This window comes from Microbacterium sp., from assembly GCF_047971895.1.
GTDB lineage: Bacteria > Actinomycetota > Actinomycetes > Actinomycetales > Microbacteriaceae > Microbacterium.
The window spans coordinates 1-14,795 of the sequence record NZ_JBKEAF010000043.1 but is presented as its reverse complement, the minus strand read 5'-3'; the positions used below and the strand labels follow the sequence as shown (position 1 = coordinate 14,795).

Below are 14,795 nucleotides of genomic sequence, written 5' to 3'. Positions count from 1 at the left end.
GATGAAGATGATGATGTCGCCGCGGTTGCGGATCTCCTTGGTCACCTACTTCAGGCGCTCCTCGAAGTCGCCGCGGTAGCGGCTGCCCGCGATCATGGAGCCGAGGTCGAGCACGTAGACCTGCTTGTCCTTGAGCGTCTCGGGCACCTCGCCCTAGACGATGGCCTGCGCGAGGCCCTCGACGACGGCGGTCTTGCCGACGCCGGGCTCGCCGATCAGGACGGGGTTGTTCTTGGAGCGGCGGGAGAGGATCTGCATGACCCGCTCGATCTCCTTCTCGCGGCCGATGACGGGGTCGAGCTTGTTCTCGCGGGCGGCCTGTGTGAGATTGCGGCCGAACTGGTCGAGCACCGCCGATCCGCCCTGGGCGGTCTGGCCCTGCTCGTGCGCGGCCCCCGAGACGGCGGCGGGCTCCTTGCCCTGGTAGCCGCTGAGCAGCTGGATGACCTGCTGGCGCACCTTGTTGAGATCGGCGCCGAGCTTGACGAGCACCTGGGCGGCGACGCCCTCGCCCTCGCGGATCAGCCCCAGCAGGATGTGCTCGGTGCCGATGTAGTTGTGGCCGAGCTGCAGCGCTTCGCGCAGGCTCAGCTCGAGCACCTTCTTCGCGCGCGGTGTGAACGGGATGTGCCCGGTCGGCTGCTGCTGGCCCTGGCCGATGATGTCCTGCACCTGCTCGCGCACGGCGTCGAGCGAGATGCCGAGGCTCTCGAGGGCCTTGGCGGCCACTCCTTCGCCCTCGTGGATCAGCCCGAGCAGGATGTGCTCGGTGCCGATGTAGTTGTGGTTGAGCATCTTCGCCTCTTCCTGGGCGAGCACAACCACACGACGGGCACGATCCGTGAATCTCTCGAACATCGGGAACTCCTCCGGGCGCGCTTCTGGCGCCGTACAACGAGCGTAACCAGCGGGCGGGTGCCGCATGCCGCTGTTCGCCCTCGGCATACCGGGCTCTCGGGTCACTCCCCACGCGTTCGGTCGTCACATCTGCACGGTCACGCCCGGCAAGACCCGCCGTACGCGACGACCGAAGAGTCGGGAAGCCCCGGTCAGCTCTCGACTGCGCGGTCGGCGAACTGCCGGTGCGCGCCGGCGAGTGAGTGGATGCGTCGCCTCAGCGGTCGCCGAGGATCTCCACGGTGCCGCTCACGCCCGCGCCAGTGAGGGTCAGGGTGACGTCGTCCTCATCGCCGAAGCCCTCGGGCACCTCCGCGATGGCGATGCGCGGTGCCAGGTCGCTGGTGCACGCCTGGTTACCCTCGAACTCGGCGAACGTGAGGGTGATCGCGTCGTCGCCGGTCGCCTCGACGCTCTCCACGAGGGGCGCGCACGTCGACGATCCCCAGGTGACGACCGCGAACCCGTCATCGCTGAACCATCCCGCGCTCGGCACGAACTCCTCGCCCGTGCCGGTGAGGTCAGCGTCGCCGTCGAGCGATGTCGCGCCGCTGAGTGCCCCCGTCAGCACGATCTCGACCGCCTCGGCGGCGTCGACGCCTTCGGGAACCCCGATGAGGGTGGCCTGCGGCGCGTAGTCCATCGTGCATGGCCGCGCCTCCTCGGACTCGTCGATCTCGACGGTGACGCGCTGGCCCTCGCCCTCGACGGAGCCGACCGTCGGCAGGCACGTCGAGCTGCCGTACGTGACCAGCCCGATCACCCGACCGTCGTCGAGCCAGGCCGCGTGCACCTCGGTGGCGACGGACGTCTCGTCGGTGGGGTCGGGCGTGATCGGCAGGGGGGTGCCACTCGGCGGGGTGGCACAGGCGGCGAGCAGCAGACCGGCTGCCACGGTCGATGCGAGCGCGGCAGTACGCAGAATCCTCATGCACACGATCATGGCCGATGCCGCATGTATGGAACCAGGGAAACAGATCACGAATCGGTGACGTCGCCGCCGCGGCATCCATTCCCTTCCCGGGCGCCCACCATTTTCGGTCGTCGCATGCGCACAGTGACACGCGCGCAGACTCGCCATATGCGCCGACTCACGAGGGGTTACGGCGTATCGCGACGGGGCGACGCGATAGCGGGCCGTCACGGACGGGGCCGTGCGAGCGCCGCACGTACACGCTGCACGAACACGTCCGGTCGACCGAAGAGCATCCCCTTCGTCACCCGAATCACGATCCAGCCGGCGGCTTCGAGCCGGGCATAGCGGTCGACATCGCTCTCCCACTGTCTGCCTGAGGAATGGTGCTGACCGTCGTACTCGATCGCGATGCGCAACCGTGGGTACGCCATGTCGACCCGCGCGAGGAACCGCCCGTCCTCGTCCACGACATCGACGTCGAGGTCTGGTTCCGGCAACCCCGCATCGACGAGGCTGAGTCGCGTCCATGTCTCGGGCCGCGACGCCGAGCCCGTGCGCACGCGTTCGAGCGCCGCTCGCAGCACCCGCGCGCTACAGCGCCGACCCGCGGTGAGCGCATCGCCGAGGTGCGCGATCGTGGTCAACGGCGCCGGCATTGCGGCATCCGGCTGGCTCATCGGCGGGCGCTGAACACGCACGAAGTAGTCGGCGACGGCGACGAGATCGAAGGGATGCCTCAGCACTCCGCCGAGCATCGCCCACGTCGTGGTGGGGTCGGCGATGCGCAGGCGCGACACGGGGTGCGTGACGACCCGCGCGAGCGCGGGGCGGATCGCGTGGCCGCGCACGCCGCCACGCGGTGCGCGCGAAGGCCAGGGAACGCTGACCTCGAGCATCTCGGGGTCGAAGGCCGCCGGGCGGCCACCCGCAGCCACGAAGAGGTGACGGGGCAGCGGAGCATCCCACAGCACGGCCGCCGTGAGGTGACTGAAGTACGCGTCCTCCCGCTTCACAACCTCGTACTCCCGCGCCCGCTCATGGATGCGGCGGGCGGCCGGACTGCGGGGATAGGCGCGAGCGGCGTTCGACGCGCTGTCGGCGACCAGGTCGGCGCCGACCAAGGCGCGGGCACCGTGGAACGTGCGTGTGAGGTCAGCTGCCCGCAGCCGAGAGCGCGTCACTCCGGCCTCGCGGGCCTCCCTGACGGAGAACGCGAAGTCGAGGTCGGACGGGAGATCGGCGCGATGCATGGCGATACTGTCGCAGGCCCGCCGACCCTCTCCGCGACGGTTGTCCACAACCCCCGAGCCCATCGCGAATCCACACGGCGTCTCTTCCTCCACAGGCGCTGCGTCGTCGCATATGCACAGTCCGGGCCGGCCGCACCGTGCATACGTGACGACCGCAGAGTCGTCACGCGAGGTCGCCGCGTGACGTGGCGCACGCTGCACCGCCGAGTCGCCACATCTGCACAGTCGCCGGCAAGAACACCCGCGATATGCGACGACTCACTGCAGTGCGCTGGTGAGCCGGGCGAGGTTGTCGAGCACGGTCGAGCGCAGCGGCTGCTTCTTCCACTCATCGAGGGTCAGCTCGCGCGACAGCTCGCGGTAGCTCTGCTCGACCTCGCGCATCTCACGCACGAACTCCTCGCCGCGTACGAAGAGCGAGATCTCCATGTTGAGGCCGAACGAGCGCATGTCCATGTTGCTCGAGCCGACGATCGCGAGCTCGTCGTCGATCGTCATCGACTTGGAGTGCAGGATGAACGGCTTGCGGTACATCCAGATCTTCACTCCGGCACGCAGCAGCACCTCGTAGTAGCTGCGCTGCGCGTGGTAGACCATGGCCTGGTCACCCTCTTCGGAGACGAACAGCTCGACCTGCAGCCCGCGCTGGCAGGCCGTCGTGACCGCCAGCAGCAGCGCCTCGTCGGGCACGAAGTAGGGACTGACGATGATGACCCGCTCTTGCGCGTAGTACAGCAGCGCCAGGAAGAGCCGCAGGTTGTTCTCGGCCTCGAACCCCGGCCCCGACGGCACGACCTGGCAGTCGAGGTCGCCCGGCCCGCTGCGCACGTCGAACAGGTCGATCTCGTCGGTGAGCACCTCGCCGGTCTCGGCGTACCAGTCCGACAGGAACACCGCGTTGACCGAGGCGACGACCGGCCCCTCGAGTCGGCACATGAGGTCGACCCAGTGCAGCCCGCGCTGGATGTTCTTCTTCAGGTTGTACGTCGAGTCGGTGACGTTCTGCGAGCCCATGAACGCGACCGTGCCGTCGACGACGAGCAGCTTGCGGTGGTTGCGCAGGTCGGGGCGCTGGTATTTGCCCTTGAGCGGCTGCACGGGCAGCATCAGCCGCCACTGCGCGCCCATCTCGTCGAGCCGGCGCAGCGTCTGCTTGTAGAAGGGCTTGCCCCGGTTGGCCCAGTGGTCCAGCAGTACGCGCACCGTCACGCCGCGGGCGCAGGTCTCTTCGAGCGCGCGGAAGAAGTTGTCGGTGGAGGCATCCGTCTGCAGGATGTAGAACTCGACGTGCACATGGCGCTCTGCCGACCGGATCGCCTCCGCCATCGCGTCGAGGCTCTCCCGGTAGCCCGAGATGAGGTGGGCGTCGTTGTCTCCCGACAGCGGCATCGCGCCGAACTGTCGGTTCATGGTGACCAGCGAGGTGTAGCCGGGGGGTGCGTTGGGGCGCAGGGTGCCGAAGTCGAGGTGCTCGCTGGTCCGCTGGATGTAGTCGTTGACCTGCCGCTGCATCTTGCGGCGCTTGCGCGGCAGCCGCGGGTTGCCGATCAGCAGGAACAGCAGCACGCCGATCAGCGGGATGAAGTAGATCGCCAGCAGCCACGCCATCGCCGCGGTGGGGCGCCGGTTGCGCGGCACGATGATGATCGCGGCGATGCGCACGGTCAGGTCGAAGACCATCACCACCAGCACCCACCACGTCATGTTGAACGTGATGTTCACCATCGCTGCGACCCCCTGGCTCGATGCTCCGGCCCCCAGCGTACTGGGCGGTGCGGCCGTGCGCGGCTCAGGAGTCGGCGGAAGCGGAGGTGGATGCCGCGGGCATACCGCGACGCGCGCGTTCCTGCGCCTCGATCTTCGCGTAGGCGCGGCGTTCGGTGCGGTCCATCCGCAGGACACCGCGCAGCAGGAAGAAGAAGACCCCGGCCACCACGACGGGGGGCAGCAGAGCCCACAGGATCGCAAGCCAGAGATTGTCCATGCCTTCCATCGTACCCGCGTCCGCGCGGGCGATCTGCTCCTCCCCAAGCCCGGTGGCCGCGGCCGTGTCCCCCGAACGGGGCGCCTCGAGGAGGGGTGCCGATTCCGGCGTCGGCCGCTTCGGTCACCCTCGGGGGATGACAACGATCATCCCCGCCGCGGACCCCGCGGAGTTCCTCGCTCTCGTCCCCCGGCTCGCCGGCTGCCGCCCGGTGCGCAGCATCGCCCTGGTGCCGTTCGACGACGTGCGCACGGTCGGTGTGCTGCGCGTCGACCTGCCGACCCCCGGCAACGATGTCGACAGCATCGCTGCGACCCTCGTCGGCATGCTCTGCCGTGTCCGTGACGCCGACGGCGCCGCGCTCGTCGTGTACACCGACGACGCGCTCGCCGCCGGCGACAGCACCCTCGCGCATGCGGACGTCGTGCACGCACTGATGCAGAAGATGGATGCCTGCGGCCTCCGTGTCGTGAACGCCTTCTGCGTCGCCGCCGACGGGTGGGGATCGTACCTGGACGACGAGGGCCACCGGCATCCACTCTCCGACCTCGCCGAGGATGCGCTCATCGATCTGCTGCCCGAGGAGATGCGCGCGCCGCTCGGCGATCAGACCTCGGGTGCGCAGCTGCCCGGCGTCGACCTCGCACAGACCGAGCACACGGCCAGGGCGCTGGCTTCGCTGGTCGACGCGGTCGCCGCGGTGTCGGCGGCGACCGGGTCGGCCCGCTCGGCACGCGTCGACCTCGCCGCGCTCGACCCGCAGGCGCTGGCCGCGGCGTGCGCACTCGATGACATCCCGGCGCTCTTCGAGGACGCGCTGCGGTGGGAGCCCGAAGACCTGCGCCCGTTCGATGCCGCCGCGCTCATCTGGTGCCTGCAGCGGCCCGCGCTGCGCGACATCGCGCTCGTGCAATGGAGCACCGGCCTCGACACCGGTGACGCCGCGCTGCACGCGCAGCTGCGCTGGGAGAGCGGCCAGGAGTACCCGGCCGAGCTCGCCCAGTATCTGTGGGGCGAGGGCGACCGACCCGACGCGTCACGGTTGGAGCGCGCCCTCGAGGTCGCTCGGCACGCCGCCGCACTCGCCCCACGCGCATCGCGACCCGGGCCCCTCGCCGCGGCGGGCTGGCTGTGCTGGGCGCTGGGGCGCAGCACGCACGCCGGCTGGTACGTCGACCGGGCGGGCGAGATCGACGCCGAGCACGGCCTCGCTGCGATCCTCGCGACGATGCTCTCGGCGGGGCATCTGCCCGACTGGACGTACCACCGCGTCCGCTGAGGTCTACTTGACGAGCGGGAACAGGATCGTCTCGCGGATGCCGAGGCCGGTGATCGCCATGAGCAGCCGGTCGATGCCCATGCCCATGCCGCCCATCGGCGGCATCCCGTGCTCCATCGCCCGCAGGAACTCCTCGTCGATCGTCATCGCCTCGAGGTCGCCGCGCGCGGCGAGCTTCGCCTGCTCGACGAACCGTTCGCGCTGGATGACGGGGTCGATGAGCTCGGAGTACCCGGTCGCAAGCTCGAAGCCGCGGATGTACAGATCCCACTTCTCGACCACGCCCGGGATCGACCGGTGCTCGCGCACGAGCGGGCTGGTGTCGACGGGGAAGTCCATGACGAAGGTCGGGCGCGTGAGGTCGGCCTTGACGAAGTGCTCCCACAGCTCTTCGACCCACTTGCCGTGCGTAGCGTGCGGGGGCGCGTCGACGCCCGCCTTCGCGGCGAGGGCCTCGAGGTCGGCCAGCGACGTCTGCGGGGTGATGGGGGCGCCGGATGCCTCGCTCAGCGAGTCGTACATCGACACCCGCTCCCACTGACCGCCGAGGTCGTACTCGGTGCCGTCGGCCCAGGTCACCGTCGTGGAGCCTGCGACGGCGATCGCGGCGTTCTGGATGAGCTGCTGGGTGAGGTCGGCGATGCCGTGGTAGTCGGTGTACGCCTGGTACGCCTCGAGCATCGCGAACTCGGGGCTGTGCGTCGAGTCGGCGCCCTCGTTGCGGAAGTCGCGGTTCACCTCGTACACGCGGTCGATGCCGCCGACGACGGCGCGCTTGAGGAACAGCTCGGTGGCGATGCGCAGGTACAGCTCGGTGTCGAACGCGTTGGAGTGCGTCACGAACGGGCGGGCCGCCGCTCCCCCGGGCTGCACCTGAAGGATCGGCGTCTCGACCTCGATGAAGCCGTGGCCGTCGAGGGTGGCCCGGATGCTGGAGTTCACCTTCGCCCGGGCGAGCACCGTCGCACGGGCCCGATCGCGCACGATGAGGTCGAGGAACCGCGAGCGCACGCGGGACTCCTCGCTCAGTTCGGCGTACATATTCGGCAGCGGCAGGATCGCCTTCGACGCGATCTGCCAATCGCCGACCATGATCGACAACTCGCCGCGGCGGCTCGAGACGACCTCGCCCGACACGAAGACGTGATCGCCGAGGTCGACGAGCTCCTTCCAGCGCTGCAGCGACTCCTCGCCGACGGCGGCGAGTGAGACCATCGCCTGGATGCGGCTGCCGTCGCCGGACTGCAGGCTCGCGAAGCACAGCTTGCCGGTGTTGCGGCTGAACACCACACGGCCGGCGACCGCGGCGGTCACGCCGGTCTCGTCGCCCGCCTCGAGGTCTGCGAAGCGTTCCCGCAGCGCGGGAATCGTATCGGTCACGGGGACCGTGACGGGGTACGCGCCGCCCGATGCATCCGCCCGCTCTGCGATCAACCGCTCGCGCTTCGCGAGCCGCACGGCCTTCTGCTCGAATGCGTCGGCGAGCTCCGCACGGCGCACGTCCTCCGCTGTGGGCTCGGCGGGCGCAGGGGTCGGCTGGTCGATCATCGGTGGGCTCCTCGAAAAGCAGAACCCAATCCTACCGAGGCGGTCGCACGCACCGACGTCGCAGAAATGCCCCATGTTCGCAGGCGAACGGTGAATACCTGCGAAGTTGCCGCGACACTGCGAACCTGTGCGCGGGTCAGCCGCCGAGCCCGCCGTGCCCGCCGAGCCCGCCCAGCCCGCCGCGCTCGCCCAGCCCGTCGACCTCTGAAGCCGGATTCGCGTCGGCGAGCGCCTGGTCGACCGTGGAGTGCACGAGCAGCGACAGGAACGACCCGGGCGCCTCGACCCCGGCCTCGCGCAGCAACGCGGTGGACTGGCGCACGATCGAGCGGGAGAATGTGGTCGCCGTGGCGATCGCCTCGGCATAGGCGGGCCGCGCCTGCTCGCTGATGACGACCGGTTCGCAGCCGAGCTCCACGGCGAGCGCCTGCGCGATGGGCAGGAACGGCCCCGGCGCGGCGACCCCCGCGTGCGCATCGCGCAGGGTGCGCACGTCCATCGACGTGCCGGTGAACGCGATCGCAGGGTGCACGGCCAGGGGGATGGCACCGCGGTCGACCGCGGGCTGCAGCACGTCGAGTCCGTGCGCCGGGTCGGTGTGCAGCACGAGCTGGCCAGTCTGCCAGGCGTCGAGCTCGGCGAGCCCAGCGACCAGTCCCGGCAGCTCGTCGTGCGGAACCGCGACCACCACGAGCTCGCTGCGTCGTGCGACGTCGACCGCGTCGAGAATCGGAAGCCCGGGGAGCATGGCCGCCACCCGCTCGGGGTCGGAGCCACCGGTGATGCCGGTGAGGGCGTGTCCGGCACCGGCGAGTGCAGCCGCGAACACGGGGCCGACCCTGCCGGCGCCGATCACGCCGACGCCGAGGCGGCCGTCGCGCTCAGCCATGCGTGCCGCCTCCGGCCCAGCGATGCGAGCGATCGCCCGCGGCGGCAGAGATTGCCTGCGCCTCGACGGTGTCGAACAGGTGCAGTGCCGCCTCCCGGTCGACGGCGCCGAGCTCGCCCGACACGAGACCGGGGATCGTGTGCGCGGAGGTCACGGCAGTGCGCAGCATGCGGTCGACCGGTCCCTGCGCGATGCTGATGCTCTGCATGCGCGCGAGGGGGAACACAGCCAGCGATCGCCAGATCGCACCGCGCCGCAGGAACAGCGCATCCGGCGCGATGAGGTAGCCGTTCCGCCGCCACGACAGCGGGCGCAGCAACCGTGCCCGGCGGGGTGTGTTCACGTACGGGTCGTCGTCGCGGGGTCCGACGAGCCCGTCCTCGAGCACCGCGGGCCACTCGTCGTCGGGGCGGCCCGGCAGCAGCAGCCGCAGCACGCGTTCGATGTCCGCGCGCGTTCCGACGGGCAGCACGGTGGCGAACTGGTCGGATGCCCTGCCGGGGGCCCCGTGGCCCGAAAGGCGGTTGACGCGCACCGACCACCAGCCCCACGGGCGCCACAGCAGCGGCTGCGTGACCTGGACAGCGTGCACGCGGCCGGGCGGCAGGATCTCGGTGACCGTCGTGAACAGCCCGAATGTGACGCGGATGCCATTCGGCGTCGGGGCGATCGAGTACCGCAGCGCGCGCGTGATGGTGCGCACCCAGTACGCGCCGATGACGAGCAGCGAGGGGATGAGCGCGAACAGCACCCGCGGGGTGCTGACGACGGCACCCACGACGATGCCCGCGACGATCAGCAGCAGCGCCACGGTACTGCCGGAGAGCAGATGGGATGCCACGAGGCGGCCGGGAGGGATGTGCACCACGGACTGCGGATCGGCGACGGGCTGCTCGGCACCGACGATGAGCCCGGTGATGCCGTCGCTCACGACTGCGGCACCCCTCGACAGGCTCGGGGAGCTCGGGCGTCCGGGCGTCGGATCAGCACCAGGTGCGGCATCGGCGCCGCTCGGAGCCGCCGAGAGGTGCCCCTGCGCACCCGAGGCGAGCCGCAGGATATCGGCGCGCACCGCCTCGGCGTTCGCGGTCGACAGGTACTCGAGCCGCACGTTGGCATCGGCGCCCGTGCCCGCACCGACGACCTCGAGCTTGGCCATGCCGCACAGCCGCGCGAACATCGGTCGCGTGAGGTTCACGCCCTGCACGCGGTCGAGAGGAGCCCGCCGGTGCTGGCGGAACAGCACCCCGTTGCGCACCTCGACGTCGTCGCCGGTGATGCGGAAGGTGTGGAACCGCCACGACAGGTAGAAGAGCCCCAGCACGACGAGCAGCACGACGAGCACCGCCAGAGCGGCGAGCGGGATGAGACCGTGCTCGAGCACGTAGTCGAGCGGGTCTCTCGGTGCTTCGTCGCCGAACGAGAACGACGGCACGAACATCGGCAGCAGCCATTCGACGAACCGCTCCCGGAAGTTCGAGATGATGATGCCGGCGACGATCACCAGTACCAGCCCACCGCGGAACAGCGGCGTCAGCGGGTGCAGCCGGTGCCATTGGCCGTCGGCGAGCTGCGAAGCATCCGTCACAGCCCGGTCCGTCTCGTCTCGGCGACGTCCACGAGCGTGTCGCGCAGGCTCTCGGCGGCGTCTTGGGTGAGGCCGGGGATCGTGACGCCGGTCGACGCCGCCGCGGTGACGAGCTTGAGCTGGGCGATGCCGAAGCCACGATCGAGCGGTCCGTGCCTGATGTCCACGAGCTGCATGCGCCCATACGGGACGGCGACGATGCGCTGCCACAGGATGCCGCGCCGGAACACCAGGTCATCGCGGCGCAGCTGATACCCGTATGCGCGCGCCTGCCGCGGCGTGATCGCCAGGATCCACACGAGCACCCCCAGCGTGATCCCAGCGGGGATCCACACCCACGGCTGCCGGGACAGCAGCGAGACGACGACGGCCGCGGCCGCCACGAGCACGATCACCACCCCGGTCGAGATGAGCCGCACCCACACGTACGAGCGGGCGAGCTGGTGCCATACGCCGTCGCCGAGCGGCAGCCGGTTCTCGCTGCGCGGCTGCTTCACGGCGTCGAACGTGCCCCGGTCCAGGGAATCAGGGTCGAGGCGGTTGGGGGAGTCCGGGGTCTCCGGGGTGTTCGTCATCGTCGTCCTTCCGGATGATGCACAGATGCTCGGCTACGAGCCCGGCCGCGACGAGGATCACCCCCGCGACCAGCGATGCGATGATCTCGCTCATCGAGCCTAACGAAGGCGTCACCGGGCGCGTCGCGAGGAACAGCAGCAGCCCCGCCGCGAAGCCGCCGGCCACCGCCCCCACGATGCTCGACGCCTTCGCCAGCACGGCGACGCGCAGCGCACGGAACGGGTTGACGTGCACCCGGTCGCCGCGGGCGGCGCGGCGAATCGGCACGGCGAACACGACGACCAGCCCCCCGATCAGCACGAGCACGATCGGCAGCGACAACGTGGGGGTGAAGGTCGGCCGTGCGTTCGCGGTGAGCAGCTGATCGAGCAGGAAGCCCGTCGCCGCACCGAGCAGCGCGGCCACGATGATGGCAACGGGACCGGTGCGCTTCACCGGCTGCTCCGCAGGTCGGCCAGCAGCCGGTCGACCCGGCCGTACCCGGGCAGCTCGGCGTCGGGGTCGACGACCAGCCAGGGTGCGAGCACGAAGTCGCGCTCGTGCGCACGCGGGTGCGGCAGGGTCAGGGCGGTGTCGTCGCTGCGCACGTCGCCGTACGCGATGAGGTCGAGGTCGAGCGTGCGGTCTGCCCACACCCGGTCCCCGCGCACCCGGCCGTGGTCCTTCTCGATCCGCTGCAGATGGCCCAGCAGCACGCTCGGCGCCTGCCGAGTCGTGACCAGGGCGACCGCGTTGAGGTACGCGGGGCGGGTGTCATCCGGCCCTTCGGGCGTCATCGCGACCGACTCGATCGGCTCGGATGCGACCACCGCGTCGACCAGCGGCAGGTGCGCCAGCGCGTGCACGGCCGCCGTGAGCATCGCCTCACGGTCGCCGAGGTTCGACCCCAGCGCGACGACCGCCCGGACGGGAGTGGATGCCGCGGCCTCCCGCGCGGGGATCGGCTCGGTCAGCCGCCGGTTCATGCGCGGCTCCGCACGATCGTGACCGCGACGTCGTCGAACACCTGCGCGATCGGCGCCTGCGGCTTGTGCACCGTGACCTCGACGGTGCGCACACGTTCGTCCTGCAGCACGGCGGCGGCGATCCGCTCGGCAAGCGTCTCGATGAGGTTCACAGGCTCGCCGCCGACGATCGCCGTGATCTGCTCGGCGACCTCGCCGTAGTGCACGGTGTCGGCGACGTCGTCGGTCGCCGCCGCGGTGTGCAGCGCCAGGTGCAGAGTGGCATCGACGACAAAGTCCTGCCCCTGCTCGCGCTCGAAGTCGTACACGCCGTGGTGTCCGCGGGCGCGGATACCACGCAGCACGATGCGATCGGTGACGTCCATGTCAGCCCTCCTGCCACGCGCGTTCGACGGCCAGCGCGTCGCGTGTGGCGGCCACGTCGTGCACCCGCACGCCCCAGGCCCCCGCGCGGGAGGCGAGGGCGCTGGTGACGGCGGTGGCCAGGTCGCGGCGGGCGGGCGTGGCATCCTCGCCCAGCACCTCGCCGAGGAACCGTTTGCGGCTGGTCCCGACGAGCACACGGTGGCCCAGCGCCGTGATCGTGGCGAGGTCGCGCAGCAGCACCCAGTTGTGCGCGCCGGTCTTGCCGAACCCGATACCCGGGTCGACGACGACGCGGGAGGGAGGGATGCCGGCGGCCGCCGCCGCATCGACCCGCACGCGCAGCTCGGCCGCGACCTCGCGGGCGACGTCGGCGTACTCGGCCCCGGCGTACATGTCGCGCGACGGGCCGCGCCAGTGCCCGAGCGCGATGTCGGCACCGGTCTCGGCGACGGCGTCGAGCATGCCGGCGTCGGCGAGCCCGCCCGACACGTCGTTGACGAGCACGGCCCCCGCCTCGACGGCGGCGACCGCGGTGGCGGCGTTCATCGTGTCGATGCTCACCGCGACGCCGGCGGTGGCCAGCGCCGTGACGACGGGCAGCACGCGGTCGCGCTCCTCGGCCGGTGCGACGCGCGGTGCACCGGGGCGTGTCGACTCGCCGCCGACGTCGACGTAGGCCGCGCCCGCGTCGCGCAGCGCCAGCCCGTGGGCGATCGCCGCCTGCGCGTCGAGGTAGCGACCGCCGTCGCTGAACGAGTCGGGGGTCACGTTCACGATCCCCATGGTCAGCGCGGTCACGGCGTCGACTCCGTCGCAACGCCGAGAAGGGCGATCAGCTCGGCGCGCGCGGGGGGCTCGGCGAACGCGCCGCGTGCGGCGATCGTCACCGTCGACGCCTCGCGCTGGCGCTCGCCGCGCATCGTGACGCAGTTGTGGGTGGCATCCATCACCACCAGCACTCCACGCGCCCCCAGCGCCTCGGCGATCGTGTCGGCCACCTGCTCGGTCAGGCGCTCCTGCACCTGCGGGCGCGCCGCGAGGATGTCGACCACCTTCGGCAGGGCGCCCAGGCCCACGACCTTGTCGGCCGGGAGGTAGGCGATGTGCGCACGCCCGCGGAACAGCAGCAGGTGGTGCTCGCAGACCGAGCGGAAGTGGATGTCGCGCACCATCACGGCACCGCTGGGCAGCGTGTCGGGCGCGGGACCGTGCGCCACGCTGATCGTCTTCTGCAGGGGAGCCGAGGCATCGTCGTCGACGCCCGCGAAGAACTCGGCGTACGCGTCGGCGACGCGCTGGGGCGTCGCCTTCAGCCCCGGGCGCTCGGGATCCTCACCGATCGCCTCGAGGATCTCGCGCACTGCGCGCGCGATGCGCTCCCTGTCGACAGCCACGCTGAAAGCCTACGCGGTGCCCGTGGTCACAGCGGCGGGTGGATGCTACGCGGTCGCCGGGCGCGGCGGCGCGGCGGGACGGTGCCGCGGCGTCGCCTCGGTCTCGTCGGCGGCGACATCGGCGGCGACGGTCTCGGGTACCCGTCGACGTGGCACCTCGACCGGTGGCAGCGGGGACACTGGCCGCTGCTCGCTCGACAGCCACTGCGGGCGCGGCGGCAGCTTCGTCACCTCGGTGAAGATCTCGTCGATCGCGATGTGGTCGAGGGTCTCCTTCTCGAGCAGCTCGAGGGCGAGCCGGTCGAGGACGTCGCGGTTCGCATTGAGCACCTCGTAGGCCTCGTTGTGCGCCTGCTCGAGCAGGGCGCGCACCTGCGTGTCGACGCGCTCGGCGACGGTCTCGGAGTACTCGCGGCCGTGACCCATGTCGCGCCCCATGAACACCTCGCCCGAGGCCGAGCCGAGCTTGACCGGGCCGACTTCGGTGGTCATGCCGTACTCGGTGACCATCTTGCGCGCGATGTTCGTCGCCTTCTCGATGTCGTTCGAGGCGCCCGTGGTCGGGTCGTGGAACACGATCTCCTCGGCGACGCGCCCGCCCATCGCCCAGGCCAGCTGGTCCTGCAGCTCATTGCGGGTGACCGAGTACTTGTCTTCCAGCGGCATCACCATCGTGTAGCCGAGGGCCTTGCCGCGCGGCAGGATCGTGATCTTCGTCACCGGGTCGGAGTGGTTCATCGCCGCCGCGACGAGCGCGTGGCCGCCCTCGTGGTACGCGGTGATGAGCTTCTCCGTGTCCTTCATCACACGGGTACGGCGCTGCGGGCCGGCGATCACGCGATCGATCGCCTCGTCGAGCGCACGGTTGTCGATCAGCTGGGCGTTGCTGCGCGCCGTCAGCAGCGCGGCCTCGTTCAGCACGTTGGCCAGGTCGGCGCCGGTGAACCCCGGGGTCTTTCGCGCGACGACCTCGAGGGCGACGCCGTCGGCCAGCGGCTTGCCCCGGCCGTGCACCTCGAGGAGCGTCTTTCGGCCCTGCAGGGCGGGGGCGTCAACGCCGATCTGCCGCTCGAAGCGGCCGGGGCGGAGACACGCGGGGTCGCGGATGGAGGGCCGGTTCGTCGCCGCGACGGCCTAGACGTG

At 70.8% G+C, this 14,795-nt stretch carries 14 protein-coding genes and 2 pseudogenes; 1 reads left to right on the top strand and 15 read right to left on the bottom strand.

Annotated elements, in window-relative coordinates; genetic code table 11:
- Positions 1-48: 48 nt before the first annotated feature.
- The 5 genes and pseudogenes from ACK5IN_RS04130 to ACK5IN_RS04110 all read right to left on the bottom strand — a co-directional run.
- Positions 49-858, bottom strand: a pseudogene (locus tag ACK5IN_RS04130) (Clp protease N-terminal domain-containing protein); the annotation flags it as partial.
- A gap of 256 nt (positions 859-1,114) precedes the next feature.
- On the bottom strand, positions 1,115-1,828 hold the full coding sequence (locus ACK5IN_RS04125) for a hypothetical protein (RefSeq protein ID WP_416894948.1): 714 nt from the start codon (positions 1,826-1,828) through the stop codon (positions 1,115-1,117).
- Positions 1,829-2,037: 209 nt separating this feature from the next.
- The gene (locus tag ACK5IN_RS04120; RefSeq protein ID WP_416894947.1) at positions 2,038-3,063 is read right to left on the bottom strand and encodes an endonuclease domain-containing protein; all 1,026 of its coding nucleotides are present in this window, start codon (positions 3,061-3,063) and stop codon (positions 2,038-2,040) included.
- Positions 3,064-3,321: 258 nt separating this feature from the next.
- Complete coding sequence (gene cls, locus ACK5IN_RS04115) at positions 3,322-4,767, bottom strand: cardiolipin synthase (RefSeq protein WP_416894949.1); 1,446 nt, start codon at positions 4,765-4,767, stop codon at positions 3,322-3,324.
- Positions 4,768-4,852: 85 nt separating this feature from the next.
- Positions 4,853-5,047 (bottom strand): hypothetical protein, encoded by a 195-nt coding sequence (locus ACK5IN_RS04110; RefSeq protein WP_416894946.1) that lies wholly within the window; start codon positions 5,045-5,047, stop codon positions 4,853-4,855.
- Positions 5,048-5,183: 136 nt separating this feature from the next.
- On the opposite strand from ACK5IN_RS04110, the gene ACK5IN_RS04105 reads away from it, so the two are divergent.
- Positions 5,184-6,326, top strand: coding sequence for a DUF4192 family protein (locus tag ACK5IN_RS04105; protein WP_416894945.1), 1,143 nt, complete (start codon positions 5,184-5,186; stop codon positions 6,324-6,326).
- Positions 6,327-6,329: 3 nt separating this feature from the next.
- On the opposite strand, the gene lysS is transcribed toward ACK5IN_RS04105, so the two are convergent.
- The 10 genes and pseudogenes from lysS to ACK5IN_RS04055 all read right to left on the bottom strand — a co-directional run.
- On the bottom strand, positions 6,330-7,874 hold the full coding sequence (gene lysS, locus ACK5IN_RS04100; protein ID WP_416894944.1) for a lysine--tRNA ligase: 1,545 nt from the start codon (positions 7,872-7,874) through the stop codon (positions 6,330-6,332).
- A gap of 136 nt (positions 7,875-8,010) precedes the next feature.
- Positions 8,011-8,763, bottom strand: a complete 753-nt coding sequence (locus ACK5IN_RS04095; RefSeq protein WP_416894943.1) for a DUF2520 domain-containing protein — start codon at positions 8,761-8,763, stop codon at positions 8,011-8,013.
- On the bottom strand, positions 8,756-10,351 hold the full coding sequence (locus tag ACK5IN_RS04090; protein ID WP_416894942.1) for a PH domain-containing protein: 1,596 nt from the start codon (positions 10,349-10,351) through the stop codon (positions 8,756-8,758). The genes ACK5IN_RS04095 and ACK5IN_RS04090 overlap by 8 nt, the downstream gene beginning before the upstream one ends.
- On the bottom strand, positions 10,348-10,926 hold the full coding sequence (locus ACK5IN_RS04085) for a PH domain-containing protein (protein ID WP_416894941.1): 579 nt from the start codon (positions 10,924-10,926) through the stop codon (positions 10,348-10,350). Before ACK5IN_RS04085 ends, ACK5IN_RS04090 begins: the two co-directional genes overlap by 4 nt.
- Positions 10,877-11,362, bottom strand: a complete 486-nt coding sequence (locus ACK5IN_RS04080; protein ID WP_416894940.1) for a DUF3180 domain-containing protein — start codon at positions 11,360-11,362, stop codon at positions 10,877-10,879. The genes ACK5IN_RS04085 and ACK5IN_RS04080 overlap by 50 nt, the downstream gene beginning before the upstream one ends.
- Positions 11,359-11,892, bottom strand: a complete 534-nt coding sequence (gene folK, locus ACK5IN_RS04075; protein ID WP_416894939.1) for a 2-amino-4-hydroxy-6-hydroxymethyldihydropteridine diphosphokinase — start codon at positions 11,890-11,892, stop codon at positions 11,359-11,361. The genes ACK5IN_RS04080 and folK overlap by 4 nt, the downstream gene beginning before the upstream one ends.
- Positions 11,889-12,257, bottom strand: a complete 369-nt coding sequence (gene folB / locus ACK5IN_RS04070) for a dihydroneopterin aldolase (RefSeq protein ID WP_416894938.1) — start codon at positions 12,255-12,257, stop codon at positions 11,889-11,891. The genes folK and folB overlap by 4 nt, the downstream gene beginning before the upstream one ends.
- 1 nt (position 12,258) lies before the next feature.
- Positions 12,259-13,056, bottom strand: coding sequence for a dihydropteroate synthase (gene folP, locus ACK5IN_RS04065; RefSeq protein ID WP_416894937.1), 798 nt, complete (start codon positions 13,054-13,056; stop codon positions 12,259-12,261).
- Entirely contained in the window at positions 13,053-13,652 is a 600-nt protein-coding gene (folE, locus tag ACK5IN_RS04060) for a GTP cyclohydrolase I FolE (RefSeq protein WP_416894936.1), read from the bottom strand. The genes folP and folE overlap by 4 nt, the downstream gene beginning before the upstream one ends.
- 45 nt (positions 13,653-13,697) lie before the next feature.
- A pseudogene (locus tag ACK5IN_RS04055) lies at positions 13,698-14,783 on the bottom strand (cell division protein FtsH); the annotation flags it as partial.
- Between the last annotated feature and the right edge of the window lie 12 nt (positions 14,784-14,795).

Bases quoted from the DNA above. Each gene is read 5' to 3' on its own strand.
- folB (WP_416894938.1), bottom strand. From the start codon at position 12,257: ATGGACGTCACCGATCGCATCGTGCTGCGTGGTATCCGCGCCCGCGGA.
- ACK5IN_RS04120 (WP_416894947.1), bottom strand. From the start codon at position 3,063: ATGCATCGCGCCGATCTCCCGTCCGACCTCGACTTCGCGTTCTCCGTC.
- ACK5IN_RS04085 (WP_416894941.1), bottom strand. From the start codon at position 10,926: ATGACGAACACCCCGGAGACCCCGGACTCCCCCAACCGCCTCGACCCT.
- ACK5IN_RS04125 (WP_416894948.1), bottom strand. From the start codon at position 1,828: ATGAGGATTCTGCGTACTGCCGCGCTCGCATCGACCGTGGCAGCCGGT.
- cls (WP_416894949.1), bottom strand. From the start codon at position 4,767: ATGACGTGGTGGGTGCTGGTGGTGATGGTCTTCGACCTGACCGTGCGC.
- ACK5IN_RS04105 (WP_416894945.1), top strand. From the start codon at position 5,184: ATGACAACGATCATCCCCGCCGCGGACCCCGCGGAGTTCCTCGCTCTC.
- ACK5IN_RS04110 (WP_416894946.1), bottom strand. From the start codon at position 5,047: ATGGACAATCTCTGGCTTGCGATCCTGTGGGCTCTGCTGCCCCCCGTC.
- lysS (WP_416894944.1), bottom strand. From the start codon at position 7,874: ATGATCGACCAGCCGACCCCTGCGCCCGCCGAGCCCACAGCGGAGGAC.
- ACK5IN_RS04095 (WP_416894943.1), bottom strand. From the start codon at position 8,763: ATGGCTGAGCGCGACGGCCGCCTCGGCGTCGGCGTGATCGGCGCCGGC.
- folK (WP_416894939.1), bottom strand. From the start codon at position 11,892: ATGAACCGGCGGCTGACCGAGCCGATCCCCGCGCGGGAGGCCGCGGCA.